The organism is Paraburkholderia sp. BL10I2N1 (assembly GCF_004361815.1).
Classification (GTDB): domain Bacteria; phylum Pseudomonadota; class Gammaproteobacteria; order Burkholderiales; family Burkholderiaceae; genus Paraburkholderia.
This window is the reverse complement of the sequence record NZ_SNWA01000002.1, coordinates 2,661,935-2,677,345: the sequence shown is the minus strand read 5'-3', so window position 1 is coordinate 2,677,345 and position 15,411 is coordinate 2,661,935. Positions and strand designations below refer to the sequence as shown.

Genomic DNA, 15,411 nt, shown 5'->3' with positions numbered 1-15,411 from the left:
TCATACGGTGTGATTTCCGTCCGCTCAGGCCATCGCCACCACTGGTGCTGGACTGATCTTCTTGGGCGCATGCTTGCGTGCCTGCCACAGATCGTAGGCAGCTGCAAGCGTTCGCGAGCGAACTAACTGCGAACGTGACGCACGCAACGATAGCCAGCGCAAAGTGCTTTTTTCACGTTTGCTAATGGAGAAAGCCCCGCGAAAGCGGGGCTTGCATTACTGGCCGTCACAGCAATTATTAGGGCAACCGGGCACTAATGTAACCTCAGCACGAGTACCGATTGGCTCATATGCGCTGCCGGGTAACATCGGCTTGTATACCCGACCGATAACAGAAACTCTTGAAGCATGGATGCCAAAAAAATCAAGTGACCGGCTAACATTGGCCGCACGCGCTTCAGCTAGCATCTTAGGGTTGCTCTCTTTAGCATCCGCCAAACCAACAACCGAAGAACTCTCCAAAATCGGATACTTTAGGCGCAAATCTATCAACCAATTTGCAAGCGCAAGCATGTTCGTTCCGTCTATCGCACTGGAGTTCTGGGCAAACGTAACATCAATTGTTTCGCCTGGTCGATTCTCAGGGCCATCGCAAGCCAAGACACGTCCAACAGATAGCAATAGTATCCCAACTATCACAAACTGTTTCACTCTAGTGATCCCCCCAAACCACATAGCCCGCGATGCTATCGGCGTTAATAATTGCCAAGTCGGGATTCGTTTGCCCCCACGCCATAAGCTGAGGAACAATAGTGTATTTCTTGTCAAGCGTCGCCATTGTATCGACAAAATGCGTTACCTCATGAATCACCGTTGACACTCGCGAATCACTGTAAGCTGTCCATTGCCGCATCGCGCAAAATTTTGGGCTAATACTAATCGTATGCGTAGCGGTATCAGGCGCACAGACGTGCGCCGCTTCTTGGCCTGCACCCGCAGGGTTCGGCATGCATCCGGTAGCTCTGTCTCTGTCACTCCCGGTGCGGACGAAATTTGCAGGGGTCAAGCTGCGCAGTACGGAATGGACTCTGGTTAGGCCATTAAGCAATGTGGTTCGGGTTGTTTCGTCGCTTCGTCCAAACCAATGCGCTACACGCGAACGCTCGCTAGCTGGCCATTCCGATAGCGCGCTAACTCGCATTTCCACCAACGGAATAGTTCTATCCAGAATTTACTGAATAATTCCGCGAAATTCCTTATTACTCAGGTTTTCGCATATTTGTTCCGTGTTGATCTTCACGTGAACCATTGAACCTGGGTTCGTATTCGTGACTGCGCCAGAATGAACCTCGATCCAATCGCCATCTTCTTCTGTTTTGAAGTTATACATTTACAGACTCTCCTTGATTTCCAGCTTCAAATGTGCATCCGCGCTCGTCGTGACGCGCTGTGTATGGCCGTTCTCGTTTGTCGTCGCCGTAAGGACCTGTCCGTTAGCGAGGGTGATTCGATAGCGCACGTTTGGAAAGCGGGCGGCGCGCTTCATCAAGCAAGGTGAACTGCTCGTCGTACTGCTGCGCGGCTTGCTGTTGTGTAGCTTGCGCTGCTTGGCCCGCACTTGCGTTGTGCGCGCCTGTATCAATGTGCATGAACATTCCGGCATCTGCGCCCGCGATAACGCGATTCTTTCCGCACGGACATAGGACATGATCGCCATTGATAACAGCTGCGCGCGAGCCTACGCCAACGCCTTCCCCCGTAGCCACAACGTTCCATAGTCCCTTGCAGTTACCGCACGTTGCCTGATCTCCATGGAGCGCGATTTTCCGGCCGTCGTCGTGAATGGTCGCAGTGAGCGCAACGACCTTGCCGCGTGTAGTCGTTTCGTCACCGTGGCGCACAATTGCTATATGCATGACGGTTCCCGATTACTGGCGTGCAATCACGACGCCGTGCTCATCAATGGGAACAAAAACGGTAGAGGATCGCGAATCACGGTGCGGGCTGTCGGTAATGACATCGCCGTTATCCAGCCGACTGCCAACGACCGCATACTGGTTCAGTTCATCGCCCGGAATGCCGATCCCGGTCACGATGCGCGCGCGGGTTCCGTCTTTGTACTCGACAAAATCGCCAATCTTTCCCGCCTTGCGGTGCGCTCCGTCGATTTCCCAATCGCTCGAAACTTCACGCAGGACACCGCCGCGCGCAGTAGTCGCGCCAGACACGGCGAAACGTGCGCCCGGTTCGCGCGGCGGCGGGGTCCATTCCGGGTCAAACAGGCCTGGAATTGTCTTGCCCTCATCAACGAAAATGCCGTATTCCTGATCCTCCCAAGGTGTAGCCATGATCTTGTCACCGTTGCTAAGACGGCTTCCAATAAGGGCGGCAGGTTGATCGCTCATTACAGCGGCGTAGCCTGCACCGTCGATAATGACGGCCTCGCCGCCGCCGCTCGTTACACGCCCGCCGCACTCAGTGATTGCCCCGACCGTGACGAAGCTATAGAACTTGCCTTTGCGTTGTTGCTTGTCCGACATATGCAGTACTCCAAAGTTAAGTGCCTCGCAGCGCAGATTCGACAGCTACAACGAAGGGGGCGAATGCATCACGCCGAGCATGGAATGCTTCCCCGATTTTTCCTGAAACGCAATCAGACAAGTATCAAAAATGGTCAAATGCAATGCGCGCCACCAGGCGCCATCGCATGAAGCGCCGTTAACCATCAAGCACTTACGCAAGGGGTTGTAAACGAAAGGGTTTTGCGGGTTTACTGTCACATTTTGGGCTGCAGAAAGATGGACGAAATTCTGAGCATCGAAGAGGCGTTTGGCGACCTGAAAGACCCGCACAGCCGCACGCCAGAACATGACCTAACCGAGATGCTGGTGGTGGCACTGTGTGCCATCCTCGCGGGCGCGGACAGTTGGAGCGGCATCGAAATCTGGGGGGCAAGCCAAGCTGGACTGGCTGCGCCGCCATGTTCAACTGCGCAACGGCATCCCTTCGCACGATACCTTCCGGCGGGTATTCGCGGCTCTCAACCCGAAACAGTTTGAGGCGTGTTTCATACGCCGGATGAGCCGCCTGTGCCCGACGCTGACCGGACAGGTTGTGGCCATTGACGGCAAGACGGTGCGTGGCTCGCATCAGCGCGGCGAGCGTGCGATCCATCTCGTGTCGGCCTACGGCTGTGGGCTGGGTGTGGTGCTCGGACAGGTACGCACTGCCGAGAAAAGCAATGAAATCACCGCCATTCCCGGACTGCTCGATCCCCCAAGGGAACTCCCTTCGGGGCGTGCGCTCATGCTCAAGGGGGCAATCGTGACGATTGACGCGATGGGCTGCCAGCAAAACCGCACGCCAGAACGTCGATGCGGGCGCGCACTACGTGCTGTCGGTCAAGGAAAACCAGCGGACCCTGCTGGCGAACATGCGCGAGCCGCTTGAGATCAGCGCACGCGACCCGCAGCGATCTGGAGCAGGCGAGTACCGCGAAGTCGAAAAAGGCCACGGGCGGATCGAGACGCGTCGCTGCATTGCGATTGCCTGCCCGAAGCCTCTGGGTGCGCCGCTGCGGCCGCATGCGAAGTCAGTCGTCTTCGTGGAAGCGACCCGTGAGATGCGCCTGCGGGGTGTCGCCAGGCAGGCACTTGCCAGCGCGTTCCGATGCCCGCCCTTTTCATCGCCAGGGGTGCATCAAACGGGAACTCAGCTAGTCCGCAAATTTGTCCAGGGCGCTTTTCATCCGCAGCACACCGGTTTCGATATCGCCGACACCCGGCGCCGCGAACGAAAGCCGCAGCGATGCATGGTCGATGTTATCGCGAAAGAACGCGACACCCGGCACGAACATCACGTTGCTCGCGATACATGCCTTCAGATACGCCGACGCATCGTGTCCGGCAGCAAGCCTGCCCCACACGAACATGCCGCCGCCGGGCCGGTGAAACCCGATCGAGCGGCCCATATGGGTTTCGAGTGCATCGCATAGCGCGCCACATTTTTCCGCATAGGCTGCGACGATCATTGGCAGATGGCGCTCGAGCGCACCATCGGCGAGATAGTCGGCGGCGATGGCCTGCGTCCACGGCGAACTGCATAGATCGACGGTCTGTTTCGCGACGACGCATCGCCGCAGGATCTCGGCAGGCGCAATCGTCCAGCCGACTCGCAGACCCGGCGCCACGATCTTCGACAGGCTGGAGAAATGCACGATCCAGTCGCGTGCGCCTGGCACATCGGCGGCAAGCGCGAGCAGCGACGGCAACGGTTCGCCTGCGAAACGCAGATCGCCATAGGGATCGTCCTCGACAACCAGAAAACGATAACGCACAGCCAACCTGAGTAACGCCACGCGCCGTTCGAGCGACAGCGTCGCGCCGGTCGGATTCGCGAACGTAGGCACCGTGTAGAGCATCCTGGGCTGGCCAGCCAACGTACCCGCTTCAAGCAGCGCAGCGAGCGCGTCGACGTCGAGGCCATCGTGATCGACCGGCAGCGACACCACGTTCGCCTGCTGCAGCTTGAGCGCCTGCAGCGTCGCGGGATAGGCCGGCTGTTCCACCAGCACCACATCGCCCGGCGACACCAGCACGCGCAGAAGCAGATCGAAGCCCTGCTGCGATCCGGTTGTCACCATCAGATCATCGGGTGCGCATCGGGTGCCACGCCGCGCCATCAGCTTCGCAAGCTCTTCCTTGAGCACCGGCAAACCGTCAGTCGGGCCGTATTGCAGACACCGCGTCGTCTGCTTCGAGGCGCGCGCGGCCGCCGCCTCGATTCCGTCGCGGTCGAACAGGTCGCTTGCCGGATAACCGCCGGCGAACGAAATCATCCCCGGCTGCGCAAGGTATTTGAAGAGTTCGCGGATCGGCGAGCCGGTCGGCGCTTCGAAGGGGGGTGTGAATGTGTACATGGGTCGATTGTGGTGAGTGTCCGCGCACGCATCAAACGATATATATGCAGCACGTTTTGACTTTCCGGAATCATCTCCGCCGTGGCCCGCACAGAAAAAAACCCGGCACGAAGGCCGGGCTCAGTTCGCTGCATCCACCCTGGAGAGGTGTTTCGTTAGCCGTCTTCGAGAACGCGCTTACACCACGTTCTTTTCGATGATCGGCCGGTTTTCAAGCACGCGCGCAAAGCTGAGCGAAGACAGGTCGAGCGTCGTGTATCGGCCGTTCAGGATCAGTTCGCTGACACCGCGCCCCGTCGCCGGCCCCTGTTGCAGACCGTGACCGCTAAAGCCGTTCGCAAAGATGCAGTTATCGACGTCCGGGTGATAACCGATGATCGCGTTTTGATCGAGCACGTTGTACTCGTAGTAGCCCGACCAGCAGTTCTCGACACGCAGCGCTTCGAACTGCGGCACACGGTTCGCGAGCGTCGGCCAGATCACGTCGTCGAAGAGGGCGTGGTCGACTTCGTCGAGCGGCAGATCGTCGGGGTCGTTGTCGGCCGCCGGAGACGTGCCGCAGATGAACGACTTGCCTTCCGGACGGAAGTACACGCCGGTCGGATCGATCAACAGCGGGCAGTGCTCGAGCTGCCCCGGCGAACTCACGTTGAAGATACTGCGCCTGCGGGCAAACACCGGAAGCTCGACCCCGACCATCTCCGCGACCTTGCGCGACCACGCACCCGCCGCGTTCACGACCACATCGCAACTGTACGTTTCACCATCGGAAGTCACGACCTGCGTCACCCGCCTGCCCTCGCGGTGCAGTGCCGTCACATCGGCCGCGACATAATGCGCGCCGAGAGACCGTGCCTTCTTGCGCAACGCCTGGACGAGACCGTAACCATCGAACCAACCCTCGCCACTTTCACCAAACGCGCCTGCCGCAAGATCCTCGGTGTTCAACCACGGGAAACGTGCCTGCAACGCGTCCCGGTCGAGCAGGCTGATATCCGCGCCAAGACTTCTCTGCAGCGCGTGATTCTCGCGCAAGGTACTGAGGCCGGCGGGCGTCGCCAGAAACAGATAGCCGCCTTCATGCAGATCGATCGAAGGCTTCGCACCGTCGACTTCGAGCCTGTCGCCGATCGAGCGCAGAAACTCGATGCCGAACAGCGACATCTGGATCGATAGCGGCGTGGAAAACTGCTGACGGATCGACGCCGCCGACAGCGCCGACGACGAACGCGCATAAGTCGGATCGCGCTCGATGACGGTCACGCTCACCGAGGAATCGGACGCACGCAGGAAATACGCAATCGAACTGCCAATAACACCGCCGCCAACGACAACGACTTTCGAACTCACGTCTCACTCCAGGATCAGGCCGGCGCAGGACCCGCGTAACGCGCGCCCTGCCTCACACGTTGAAGAACTTCGCTCTTTGCCGCGCGGCGGCGTTCAGCCGATGTTGAAATCGATACCCTGGGCAAGCGGCAGCGCCGACGAATAGTTCACCGTGTTCGTCGCGCGGCGCATGTAGGCCTTCCACGCGTCGGAACCCGATTCGCGGCCACCGCCGGTTTCCTTCTCGCCACCGAACGCGCCGCCGATTTCCGCGCCGCTCGGCCCAATGTTGACGTTCGCGATGCCGCAGTCGCTGCCGGAATCCGACAGGAAGCGTTCCGCTTCACGCAGATCGGTCGTGAACACGCACGACGACAGACCATGCACGGCCGCGTTGTTCGCTTCGACCGCGTCGGCGAAATCCTTGTAGCGCAGCACGTAGAGAATCGGCGCGAAGGTTTCCTTCAGCACGACAGCCGTTTGCGACGGCATTTCAACGAGTGCCGGACGCACGTAGTAGCCGTTTTCGAAACCCTTCACTTCGACACGGTCGCCGCCGGTCACCTTGCCGCCTTCGCTTGCCGCCTGCTGCAGCGCTTCCTGCATGCGCGCGTACGACTGCCTGTCGATGAGCGGCCCCATCAGCGTGCCCTTTTCGAGCGGATTGCCGATCGGCACCTTCGCGTACAGCTGCTTCAGACGCTCGACGGTCTGTTCATACACGCTTTCGTGCACGAACAGGCGGCGCAGCGACGTGCAGCGCTGACCGGCCGTGCCGACAGCGGAGAACAGGATGCCGCGCAACGCGAGTTCCTGATCGGCGGTCTGCGTAACGATGCCCGCATTGTTGCCGCCGAGTTCGAGCAGCGAGCGACCGAAGCGCTTCGCCACTTCGACGCCGACCGTGCGGCCCATTTCCGTGCTGCCGGTCGCGCTGACGATCGATGCGCGCGGATCGGCCACGAGCTTCGAGCCGACATCACGGCCACCGTTGATGACGGCGGTCAGGCCGGCCGGCGCGTCGCCGAATTCCTGCAGCGCGTCGTTCAGGATCTGGTTGACGGCGAGCGCCGTCAGCGGCGTCTTCTCGGAGGGCTTCCAGATCACCGCATTGCCGCATACCAGTGCAAGCGCCGCATTCCACGACCACACCGCCGCCGGGAAGTTGAACGCGGAGATCACGACGCAGGTGCCCATCGGATGCCACGTTTCGGCCATCCGGTGACCCGGGCGCTCCGACGCGATCGTCAGACCATAAAGCTGACGCGACAGGCCGACCGCGAAATCGCAGATGTCGATCATTTCCTGGACTTCGCCGAGCCCTTCCTGAAGGATCTTGCCGGTTTCGAGCGTGATGATGCTGCCGAGCGCCTGCTTCTTTTCACGCAGACGGTTGCCGAGCAGACGCACGAGTTCGCCTCGGCGCGGTGCGGGCACATTGCGCCATGCGGCGAAGGCCTGTTTCGCATTGGCAAGCGCCGCATCGACTTCAGCAGCCGTGTTGCTGGCCACGCGCCCGATGAGTTCACCCGTGATCGGCGAGTGGACGGCGATATCGCCGGCTTCCGCGAGGCGGGCAATGCCGAGGTCGGCGAGGATGGTCGAAGCGTTCATGAGAGGATCCTTTGATTTCCAATACGAAACAAAAGTAAGTTCGGAAACTATACACGCGGGGTTTTACGGCGGCAACCCCGAAGAATGCCTGACACGCTGCGGCACTCCGCTGAATTAGGCATGCCGTGAAATCGCGTCGTACTTCACGACGCCCGGGCTGTCTGCGGACGCATCCCTGCGCAGGAGCGGCTGGATCGCGATTTCGTTTCTTATAGGAAAGTTTCGGGGCCAACCACACTTGCCTGACGACGCGCCCCGCAACGATCCCTCCGGCGCTCGCTGGCCTTTGTCGGCGTTCGGGCCGCTTGCGCACGCTCTTTTCTGTTTACAAAGGTGCACATTCCATTCATATTCGTCTGATTAATTATTTGTAAGCTTTTTAAGAGAAAATAGCGCCGGAGCATACAATTTCTTTCGATAAAATTGTATGACTATTGAATACAAATATGAGTCACGTCCTGTTCCCCTACGGAGCGAATAGACGCCGTATCCATGCGCTTTTCGGCCGATTCGTGCATCGGTGTCAATGCTAGCCTCGATAGTATTGAAACCTAAATGTGATGCAGTAGACTGCGCGAAACAGATGTCTCGAAGCGACGCGCGCGCCAATTCGCAAAAAATTCCGGTTTTCGGCAATTTATGCACGCTTTTATCGCCCGAATAAACCCGGCAACCTCCGGAAACCATGGTCCCTATCGTCGACTACCTGCTTGACCGCCAGATCGCTCCGCAATGGCGTGGCGTGCTCTCCGCGCTGGCCGCCGAATTCGAAACCCAGCTTGGGCCGGAAGAGTTGCGCCAGTTGATGTACCGCGTCGGCAGCCGGTTTGCGCTCGCGCATGAGCTTCCGCCCTGCGCGTCAACGAGCGAACTCAGCGAAGCGTTCAACGCCTGGTGGCGTGAAACGAACTGGGGGTTTGTCGAGTTATCCGACGAGGCCGAGTATCTGCGCATCGTTCATTACTGTGCGCCGCTCCAGGCCTTTGGCAACGCCGCGCTGACATGGACGCCTGCGTTTTTGCAAGGCGTCTACCAGACGTGGCTCACCGCGCTCGGTGCGCAGGGGTTGTCGGTCGAGCAGGCGAGCGGATTCACCGATGACGCCGCAGTCGAATTTCGACTCGGACGCCATCCAGTTTGAGGCAGCCTGGAAACCCGCGCAGTCAGGCAGACAGACGCCGCGGCGAACGGCGCTATCGGCACCAGGTAAGACAGGACAAGATCAGGACAGCAGCACCATGACCCTTTCGCGCGACATCGAAACACTATTCGATCACTTTGGCGGCAACGCTCAGGACTATCAGGAAATCGGCAGGGAAAACGAAGCGCGGACCGCGCGCACGCGTTGGCCCCTGCTCGTCACCCTCGACCTGACGCAGCCGTCGATCCCCGTGATCGCCCAGCGACGTGAAGGCGTTCCGGCAGCGGCCGGGGACGACGCCGCAGACGGTCCGTCCAGGCGGCCTGCCGCGCCGGGCCAGCGCGGCAAGCTGCCGCTTTTCGCGCGTGCGCACCGCAGGACCATTCCGCCTGTCGAGAACGTCAAGCTGCCGCCCGCTATCCCCGCGGGAACATTGCGGTTTTCCGCTGCGCCCGCGCCGGTTGCCTCAGATGTACCTGCCGGGCGTGTCGCAGCGCCCGGTACGGTCGCAGCCCCAGCAACTCCCGCCGGTCGCGCCGCCGCGGCGCCACTGCAAGGCGGGTCCGCGCCAGCCGCGATGGCGCACTTGCCACGCACGCCATCGCCGGCCTTTGCTACCCGGCCCGCTGCACCAGCCGCGCCGATGACACAGCCCGCACCTACGACCTCCGCGACGTCTCCAGCGCCCTCGATTCTCGGCAAGCTGTTCAAGGCTCCGGAAGCCCCGAAGCCGCAGCAGCAAGCCCCCGCGCCAGAGGCAGCGCCCGTCGCCCTGACGGCACTCTTCGAGCGCCTGCGGGGCGCAACCGCGCAGGGCTCCGTCGCGTCAGCCGCCGCACGCAAGGTCGCGGCGCCGGCCGGCAACGCGTGGCTCGTCAGCGGGCCTCGTCGCTCATGAAAGTCATTGCCGTCGTGTCAGCCAAGGGGGGTGTCGGTAAAACGACACTGGCGGCCAATCTCGCCTCGGTGCTTGCCTCGCGCGGCCGCCGGGTGATTGCGATCGATCTCGATCCGCAGAACGCGCTGCGACTGCATTTCGGCATCGCGCTCGACAGCATCGATGGCCTGTCGCGCGCCACGCTCAGCGGCGATTCCTGGCAGACGGTGATGATGGACGGCATCGACGGCGTGACCGTGGTGCCGTACGGCGCGGTGGTCGAAGACGACCGGCGCCGCTTCGAAGCCCATCTCGATCGCGACCCGCTGTGGATCGCGCAGACGCTGGCTTCGCTTGGCCTCGACGCAGCCGATGTCGTGATCATCGACACGCCGCCGGGCTCGTCGACCTACACGCGCAGCGCGCTCTGCGCCGCCAGCTTCGCGCTTAACGTGGTGCTCGCCGATGCGGCGTCGTACGCGGCGATTCCGCTGATGGAACGCCTGATCGAGACGTACGCCGCGCCGCGGCCGGAATTCGGCGGCGAAGGGTACGTGATCAATCAGGTCGATCAGTCGCGGCAACTCAGCAAGGACGTGCTGAAGGTCTTGCGCCAGCTGCTTGGGGCGAGGCTCTTTTCCGGCGTGATCCACGCGGACGAAGCCATCAGCGAAGCGCTCGCCTGCGACACCACGCTGATCCACTACGATCCGCTGAGCCAGGCCGCCGCCGATCTCCGCGCGTGCGGCGACTGGCTGCTCGCGTCGATCGGGCAGGCTGGCCTCGCGCCGGGTAGTGCGGGTAGTGCAGGCAATGCGGGCAATGTACCGAGGAATGTCGCATGAGCAGCGTCTCGTCCGGGAACAACGCTCCCGCCAACCCGAAGTCGCGCCTCGAACGCTTCGCCGACTCGCGGATCTGGGGAAGCCGTCCAGTCACGATCGTGCTCACGCTGTTCGCGCTGACAGCACTGTTCTTCGTATTCACGGTGCCGCTGGCATTCACCGAACAGGTGATGTTCGCCACCTGCTGCTTCGTCCTTGCGCTGCTGTTCCGCCGCCTCGAAGGCCGGTACGCGACGCTGGTGATGATCATGCTGTCGGTGGTCGCGTCCGGCCGCTATATGTACTGGCGGCTGACGACCACGACCTACTGGGAGCATCCGCTCGACGCCGTCTGGGGTCTCCTGCTGGTGTCGGCGGAGGTCTACTCGACGATCGTGCTGATGCTCGGCTACTTCCAGACGGCCTGGCCGCTCAAGCGCAAGCCGATGCCGCTGCCGGCTTCGCGTGACGCCTGGCCGACAGTCGACGTTTTCATCCCGACGTACAACGAGCCGCTGTCGGTCGTGAAACCGACCATCTACGCGGCGCTCGCGCTCGACTATCCGGCCGGCAAGCTATCGATCCACGTTCTCGATGACGGCCGCCGCGCGGACTTCAAGGCGTTCTGCGAAGAGGTGGGCGTGCACTGGACGATCCGCACGCACAACCGCCATGCGAAGGCCGGCAACATCAACGAGGCACTGAAGACCACGAGCGGTGAATATCTGGCGATCTTCGACTGCGATCACATTCCAACCCGCTCATTCCTGCAGATCGGCCTCGGCTGGTTCCTGCGCGACAAGCTGCTGTCGATGCTGCAGACGCCGCACCATTTTTTCTCCGCCGATCCGTTCGAGCGCAATCTCGGCACCTTCCGCAAGGTGCCGAACGAAGGCGAGCTGTTCTATGGTCTCGTGCAGGACGGCAACGACCTGTGGAACGCGACATTCTTCTGCGGCTCATGCGCGCTCCTGCGCCGCTCGATGGTGGAAGAGATCGGCGGCATCGCCATCGAAACCGTGACCGAAGACGCGCACACCGCGCTCAAGCTGCACCGGCTCGGCTACACGACTGCCTATCTGGCCATTCCGCAGGCAGCCGGTCTCGCAACGGAAAGCCTGTCGGGCCACATCGGCCAGCGGATTCGCTGGGCGCGCGGCATGACGCAGATCTTCCGGATCGACAATCCGCTCACCGGAAAAGGGCTGAAACTGGGTCAGCGCCTGTGCTATCTGAACGCGATGATGCACTTCTTCTACGGCGTCCCGCGCCTCGTATTTCTCACCGCACCGCTGTCGTTCCTGTTCTTCGGTGCGCATGTGATCGAAGCCGCCGCGAGCGCGATCGCGATCTACGCACTGCCGCACATGATGCACGCGAGCATCACGAACTCGCGAATGCAGCGCCTGTTTCGCCACTCGTTCTGGGCCGAGGTCTACGAATCGGTACTGGCGTCGTACATCACCGCGCCGACGCTCCTCGCGCTGATCAACCCGAAGCTCGGCAAGTTCAACGTGACGGCCAAAGGCGGCCAGATCGAGAAGAACTACTTCGACTGGGCGATCTCGCGCCCTTACCTGTTTCTGCTGCTGCTGAACCTGCTCGGTTTTATGGTGGGCGTCGTCCACATCTACCTGAACTGGCACATGCGCAGCGAGGTGCAGACCACCGTGCTGAACCTCGCGTGGACGGGCTACAACATGCTGATTCTCGGCGCGAGCGTGGCGGCTGCCAGGGAACGCCGGCAGATCCGCGCAGTGCACCGCGTGGCGATGAAAATGCCGGTCATGCTGAAGTTCGCGACCGGCCGCACGCTCGCCTGCGAAACCATCGACTATTCCGAAGGCGGCGTGGGCGTCGCATTGCCCGGGGCAATCGAAGTACCGATGCACGAGCGCGTGACCGTATCGCTCTTTCGCGGCGACGAGGAATACGCGTTCCCTGCAACCGTCGGCTTTACCGAACCCGGGCGTGTGGGCCTGCGGTTTTCGGCGCTCAGCAAGGAGCAGGAATTCGAGTTCGTCAAAACCACTTTTGCGCGGGCCGATGCCTGGATGGGCTGGGCCGAAGGGCGGCAGCAGGATACGCCGCTGCGCGGGCTGTCGCACGTGCTGCTGGTTGGCTCGCGCGGTATCGACGGCCTGTTTGAACATCTCTATAGCGACCTTCGGGCCTGGATGGGAAGCCGCCCAGTCGATCCCAAAAAGCTGGATACCAAAGACTGACTGATATGCGCAAAGGGATTGGGACACGGCGCCTTGAGGAACGGCAAGGCGACTGCGGCACGGTAGTGCGCACAAGACATCCGCGTTCACGACGGCTCACGCGCGCACTCGCGCTATGGCTCGCCATGCAGACCTTCATCGCGCCATTCGCAACGGCCGCGACCGTCGCCGCCGGCGCCGCGGCGGCCAAACCAGCAAGCGCCACGCCCCCGCTGCCGCCCGCCAACCAGGTCGCGACCGGCGTAGGTGCCGTACCCGCGCCGAGCCCCGCAGTGCCGCTGGATCCGCAGGCGATCGTGCAGCCCGAACTCGCCATGCCTGCCCCCGTGCTGGCCGCTTCGACGCCGAAAGCGCTCGGCGCGCGCACGCCGACCACGGCCGAGCCGGGCACGCTCGTGCCGGGCGGCCGGCGTCAGACGCTCACGTTCATGGATCTCGGCGCGCTCGATCCGCTGCAATTGCGCGGCACCGAAGGCCAGAACGGCGTGCCGTTCTCGGTGCGCAGCGACGAAGTGGTGACTGGCGCAGTGCTGCATCTGATCTATAGCTATTCACCTTCACTTTTGCCCAGCCTTTCGCAACTGAAGGTGCTCGTGAACGGCGAAGTCGCCGCGACACTGCCGGTGCCGCGCGAGCAGGCCGGCATCCTCGTTGCGCGCGACGTGTCGATCGATCCGCGCTTCATCACCGAGTTCAACCACCTGAACGTGCAGTTGATCGGTCACTACGCACCCGAGTGCGAAGACCCGGCGAATTCGTCGCTGTGGGCCACCGTCAGCAATCTGAGCTCGCTCGATCTGACTTACGCGTCGCTCACCAGCAAGCCGGATCTCGGCGCATTGCCGCTGCCGTTTTTTGATCGCCGCGACGTGCGGCGCCTCGAACTGCCGTTCGTATTCGCGCAGAAGCCGGGCATGCAGACTGTCGAAGCTGCGGGGATCGTCGCGTCCTGGTTCGGCTCGCTCGCCGGCTATCGCGGCGCGGTGTTCCCCGCGCAGATCGATAACGTGCCGCTGTCGGGCAACGCGGTCGTCTTCGCCACACCGGACCGGCATCCGGCGGGTGTCGCCATTCCGCCGGTTTCCGGCCCGACAATCGCCGTGGTCCCCCGCGAGGAGCCCGCGCGCGGCGAGCTTCTGCTCGTGCTCGGCCGCGACGAGGCCGAACTGAAGACCGCCGCCAAGGCACTCGGCATCGGACAAAACGCGCTAACCGGCACCAGCGCGACCATCACACAGCTGACCGAACTGGGTCCGCGCAAGCCGTACGACGCGCCGAACTGGCTGACGGCCACCCGTCCGGTGCGCTTCGGCGAACTGGCGGACGCGCGCGACCTGACCGTGACCGGCTACAGCGCCGGCGCCGTGCGTATCAATCTGCGCGTGCCGCCCGATCTCTTCATGTGGAACAGCAAGGGCGTGCCGATCGACCTGCGCTACCGATTCACGGTCCGGCCGGCGCCCGACCGCTCGTCGCTGAACATCAGCATCAACGACGGCTTCGTGCAGGCGATGCGAATTCCCGCGGTCAGTTCATCGACCTTCGATCTGGGCCGCTATTTCAGTCGCGTGCTGCCGGACAAGACGGCCGACGCCCGTCACCAGATCTACATCCCGCCCCTGTTGATGACGCCGCGCTCGCAACTGCGGATGCACTTCTTCTACGACATCCCGAACACCGGAGAATGCCGTGGCCGTCTGCTCGACAACGTCGTCGGTTCGATCGATCCGAACTCGACCATCGACGTGTCTTCGTTCCCGCATTTCATGGCGCTGCCGGACCTCGCCGCGTTTGCGAACAGCGGCTTTCCGTTTACGCGTCTCGCCGATCTGTCGGAGACCGCGGTAATCCTGCCGAACGATCCGGGTTCGAGCGACTACAGCCTGTTCCTGCTGGAGATGGGCCGCATGGGCGCCTCGACCGGATATCCGGTGACGGACGTCACCGTCGCCTCCGCGGAGCAGGTCGACCGCTTCGCCAGCAAGGATCTGCTGATACTCGGCGCGCCCGGACGCCAGCCACTGCTGCAGCGCTGGGCGAAATCGATGCCATTCTCCAGCGACGGCGACACCCGCACCTTCGAACTCTCGGATGTCGTCTTCATGCTGGAGGACTGGTGGCATGGCGTACAGGGCGTCGAGCGCATGCCCGCGCGGGCGGACCTGTCGCTGGTGAGCGCGAACAGCGACGCGCTGATCTCCGGCTTCGAGTCGCCGCTCCAGAAATCGCGCAGCGCCATCGCGCTGGTAAGCGCGGCGGGCCAGTCGGATGCCGACCTGAGCGCGGCGCTCCTCGACGCCGACGTGTTGCCGCAGATTCAAGGCGCGATGGTTGTGATCCATGGCCGCACGGTGACGGTGACGTCGAACGGCAACGCGTATTACGTCGGTTATCTGCCGCCTGTCGAGTACCTGCACTGGGTGCTGTCGTCGCATCCTCTGCTGCTCGTGCTGGGCGGCCTGCTGGCGGCGCTCATCATCGCGGCGCTGTTTTACCGTACCCTGCGCGCGATCGCCGCGCGACGTCTGAGAGATTGATATGCC

14 protein-coding genes and 1 pseudogene are annotated in these 15,411 nt (G+C 62.2%); 7 read left to right on the top strand and 8 right to left on the bottom strand.

Features of this window, described 5'->3' with window-relative positions; genetic code table 11:
• Positions 1-216 precede the first annotated feature (216 nt).
• The 5 genes and pseudogenes from B0G77_RS34340 to B0G77_RS34325 all read right to left on the bottom strand — a co-directional run bounded on the left by B0G77_RS34340 (position 217) and on the right by B0G77_RS34325 (position 2,480).
• The gene (locus B0G77_RS34340; protein ID WP_133666244.1) at positions 217-651 is read right to left on the bottom strand and encodes a hypothetical protein; all 435 of its coding nucleotides are present in this window, start codon (positions 649-651) and stop codon (positions 217-219) included.
• A 1-nt stretch (position 652) separates the two neighbouring features.
• A complete protein-coding gene (locus B0G77_RS34335; RefSeq protein WP_243751421.1) occupies positions 653-1,141 on the bottom strand; it encodes a M35 family metallo-endopeptidase in 489 nt (162 codons plus the stop codon).
• Between the two features lie 189 nt (positions 1,142-1,330).
• Positions 1,331-1,657 (bottom strand): hypothetical protein, encoded by a 327-nt coding sequence (locus B0G77_RS44870; RefSeq protein ID WP_243751334.1) that lies wholly within the window; start codon positions 1,655-1,657, stop codon positions 1,331-1,333.
• Positions 1,658-1,691: 34 nt separating this feature from the next.
• Positions 1,692-1,856, bottom strand: a pseudogene (locus tag B0G77_RS45635) (PAAR domain-containing protein); the annotation flags it as partial.
• Positions 1,857-1,868: 12 nt separating this feature from the next.
• Entirely contained in the window at positions 1,869-2,480 is a 612-nt protein-coding gene (locus B0G77_RS34325; protein ID WP_243751333.1) for a hypothetical protein, read from the bottom strand.
• A gap of 258 nt (positions 2,481-2,738) precedes the next feature.
• Here B0G77_RS34325 and B0G77_RS44865 point away from each other — a divergent pair, with 258 nt between their 5' ends.
• Together B0G77_RS44865 and B0G77_RS34320 are read left to right on the top strand one after the other, a co-directional pair.
• Complete coding sequence (locus B0G77_RS44865) at positions 2,739-2,999, top strand: transposase family protein (protein WP_243751332.1); 261 nt, start codon at positions 2,739-2,741, stop codon at positions 2,997-2,999.
• Positions 2,902-3,390 carry an ISAs1 family transposase gene (locus B0G77_RS34320; protein ID WP_243751420.1) on the top strand — a complete coding sequence of 163 codons (489 nt, stop codon included), beginning with the start codon at positions 2,902-2,904 and terminating at the stop codon, positions 3,388-3,390. Before B0G77_RS44865 ends, B0G77_RS34320 begins: the two co-directional genes overlap by 98 nt.
• A 265-nt stretch (positions 3,391-3,655) precedes the next feature.
• On the opposite strand, the gene B0G77_RS34315 is transcribed toward B0G77_RS34320, so the two are convergent.
• From B0G77_RS34315 to B0G77_RS34305, 3 genes are all read right to left on the bottom strand, one after another.
• Entirely contained in the window at positions 3,656-4,858 is a 1,203-nt protein-coding gene (locus B0G77_RS34315) for a PLP-dependent aminotransferase family protein (RefSeq protein WP_133666243.1), read from the bottom strand.
• Positions 4,859-5,035: 177 nt separating this feature from the next.
• Positions 5,036-6,208, bottom strand: coding sequence for an FAD-binding oxidoreductase (locus tag B0G77_RS34310; RefSeq protein ID WP_133666242.1), 1,173 nt, complete (start codon positions 6,206-6,208; stop codon positions 5,036-5,038).
• A gap of 93 nt (positions 6,209-6,301) precedes the next feature.
• Entirely contained in the window at positions 6,302-7,801 is a 1,500-nt protein-coding gene (locus B0G77_RS34305; protein ID WP_133666241.1) for an aldehyde dehydrogenase family protein, read from the bottom strand.
• 685 nt (positions 7,802-8,486) lie between these two features.
• Between B0G77_RS34305 and bcsD the strand changes: the two genes are divergently transcribed.
• The 5 genes from bcsD to bcsB all read left to right on the top strand — a co-directional run bounded on the left by bcsD (position 8,487) and on the right by bcsB (position 15,405).
• Entirely contained in the window at positions 8,487-8,942 is a 456-nt protein-coding gene (bcsD, locus tag B0G77_RS34300) for a cellulose biosynthesis protein BcsD (RefSeq protein ID WP_133666240.1), read from the top strand.
• 97 nt (positions 8,943-9,039) lie between these two features.
• Positions 9,040-9,840, top strand: a complete 801-nt coding sequence (bcsP, locus tag B0G77_RS34295) for a cellulose biosynthesis protein BcsP (protein WP_133666239.1) — start codon at positions 9,040-9,042, stop codon at positions 9,838-9,840.
• Positions 9,837-10,664: a cellulose biosynthesis protein BcsQ gene (gene bcsQ / locus B0G77_RS34290; protein WP_133666238.1), complete on the top strand. Its 828-nt coding sequence runs from the start codon at positions 9,837-9,839 to the stop codon at positions 10,662-10,664. The genes bcsP and bcsQ overlap by 4 nt, the downstream gene beginning before the upstream one ends.
• On the top strand, positions 10,661-12,868 hold the full coding sequence (gene bcsA / locus B0G77_RS34285) for a UDP-forming cellulose synthase catalytic subunit (protein WP_133666237.1): 2,208 nt from the start codon (positions 10,661-10,663) through the stop codon (positions 12,866-12,868). The genes bcsQ and bcsA overlap by 4 nt, the downstream gene beginning before the upstream one ends.
• A gap of 5 nt (positions 12,869-12,873) precedes the next feature.
• Positions 12,874-15,405, top strand: coding sequence for a cellulose biosynthesis cyclic di-GMP-binding regulatory protein BcsB (gene bcsB / locus B0G77_RS34280; RefSeq protein WP_133666236.1), 2,532 nt, complete (start codon positions 12,874-12,876; stop codon positions 15,403-15,405).
• Positions 15,406-15,411: the final 6 nt, after the last annotated feature.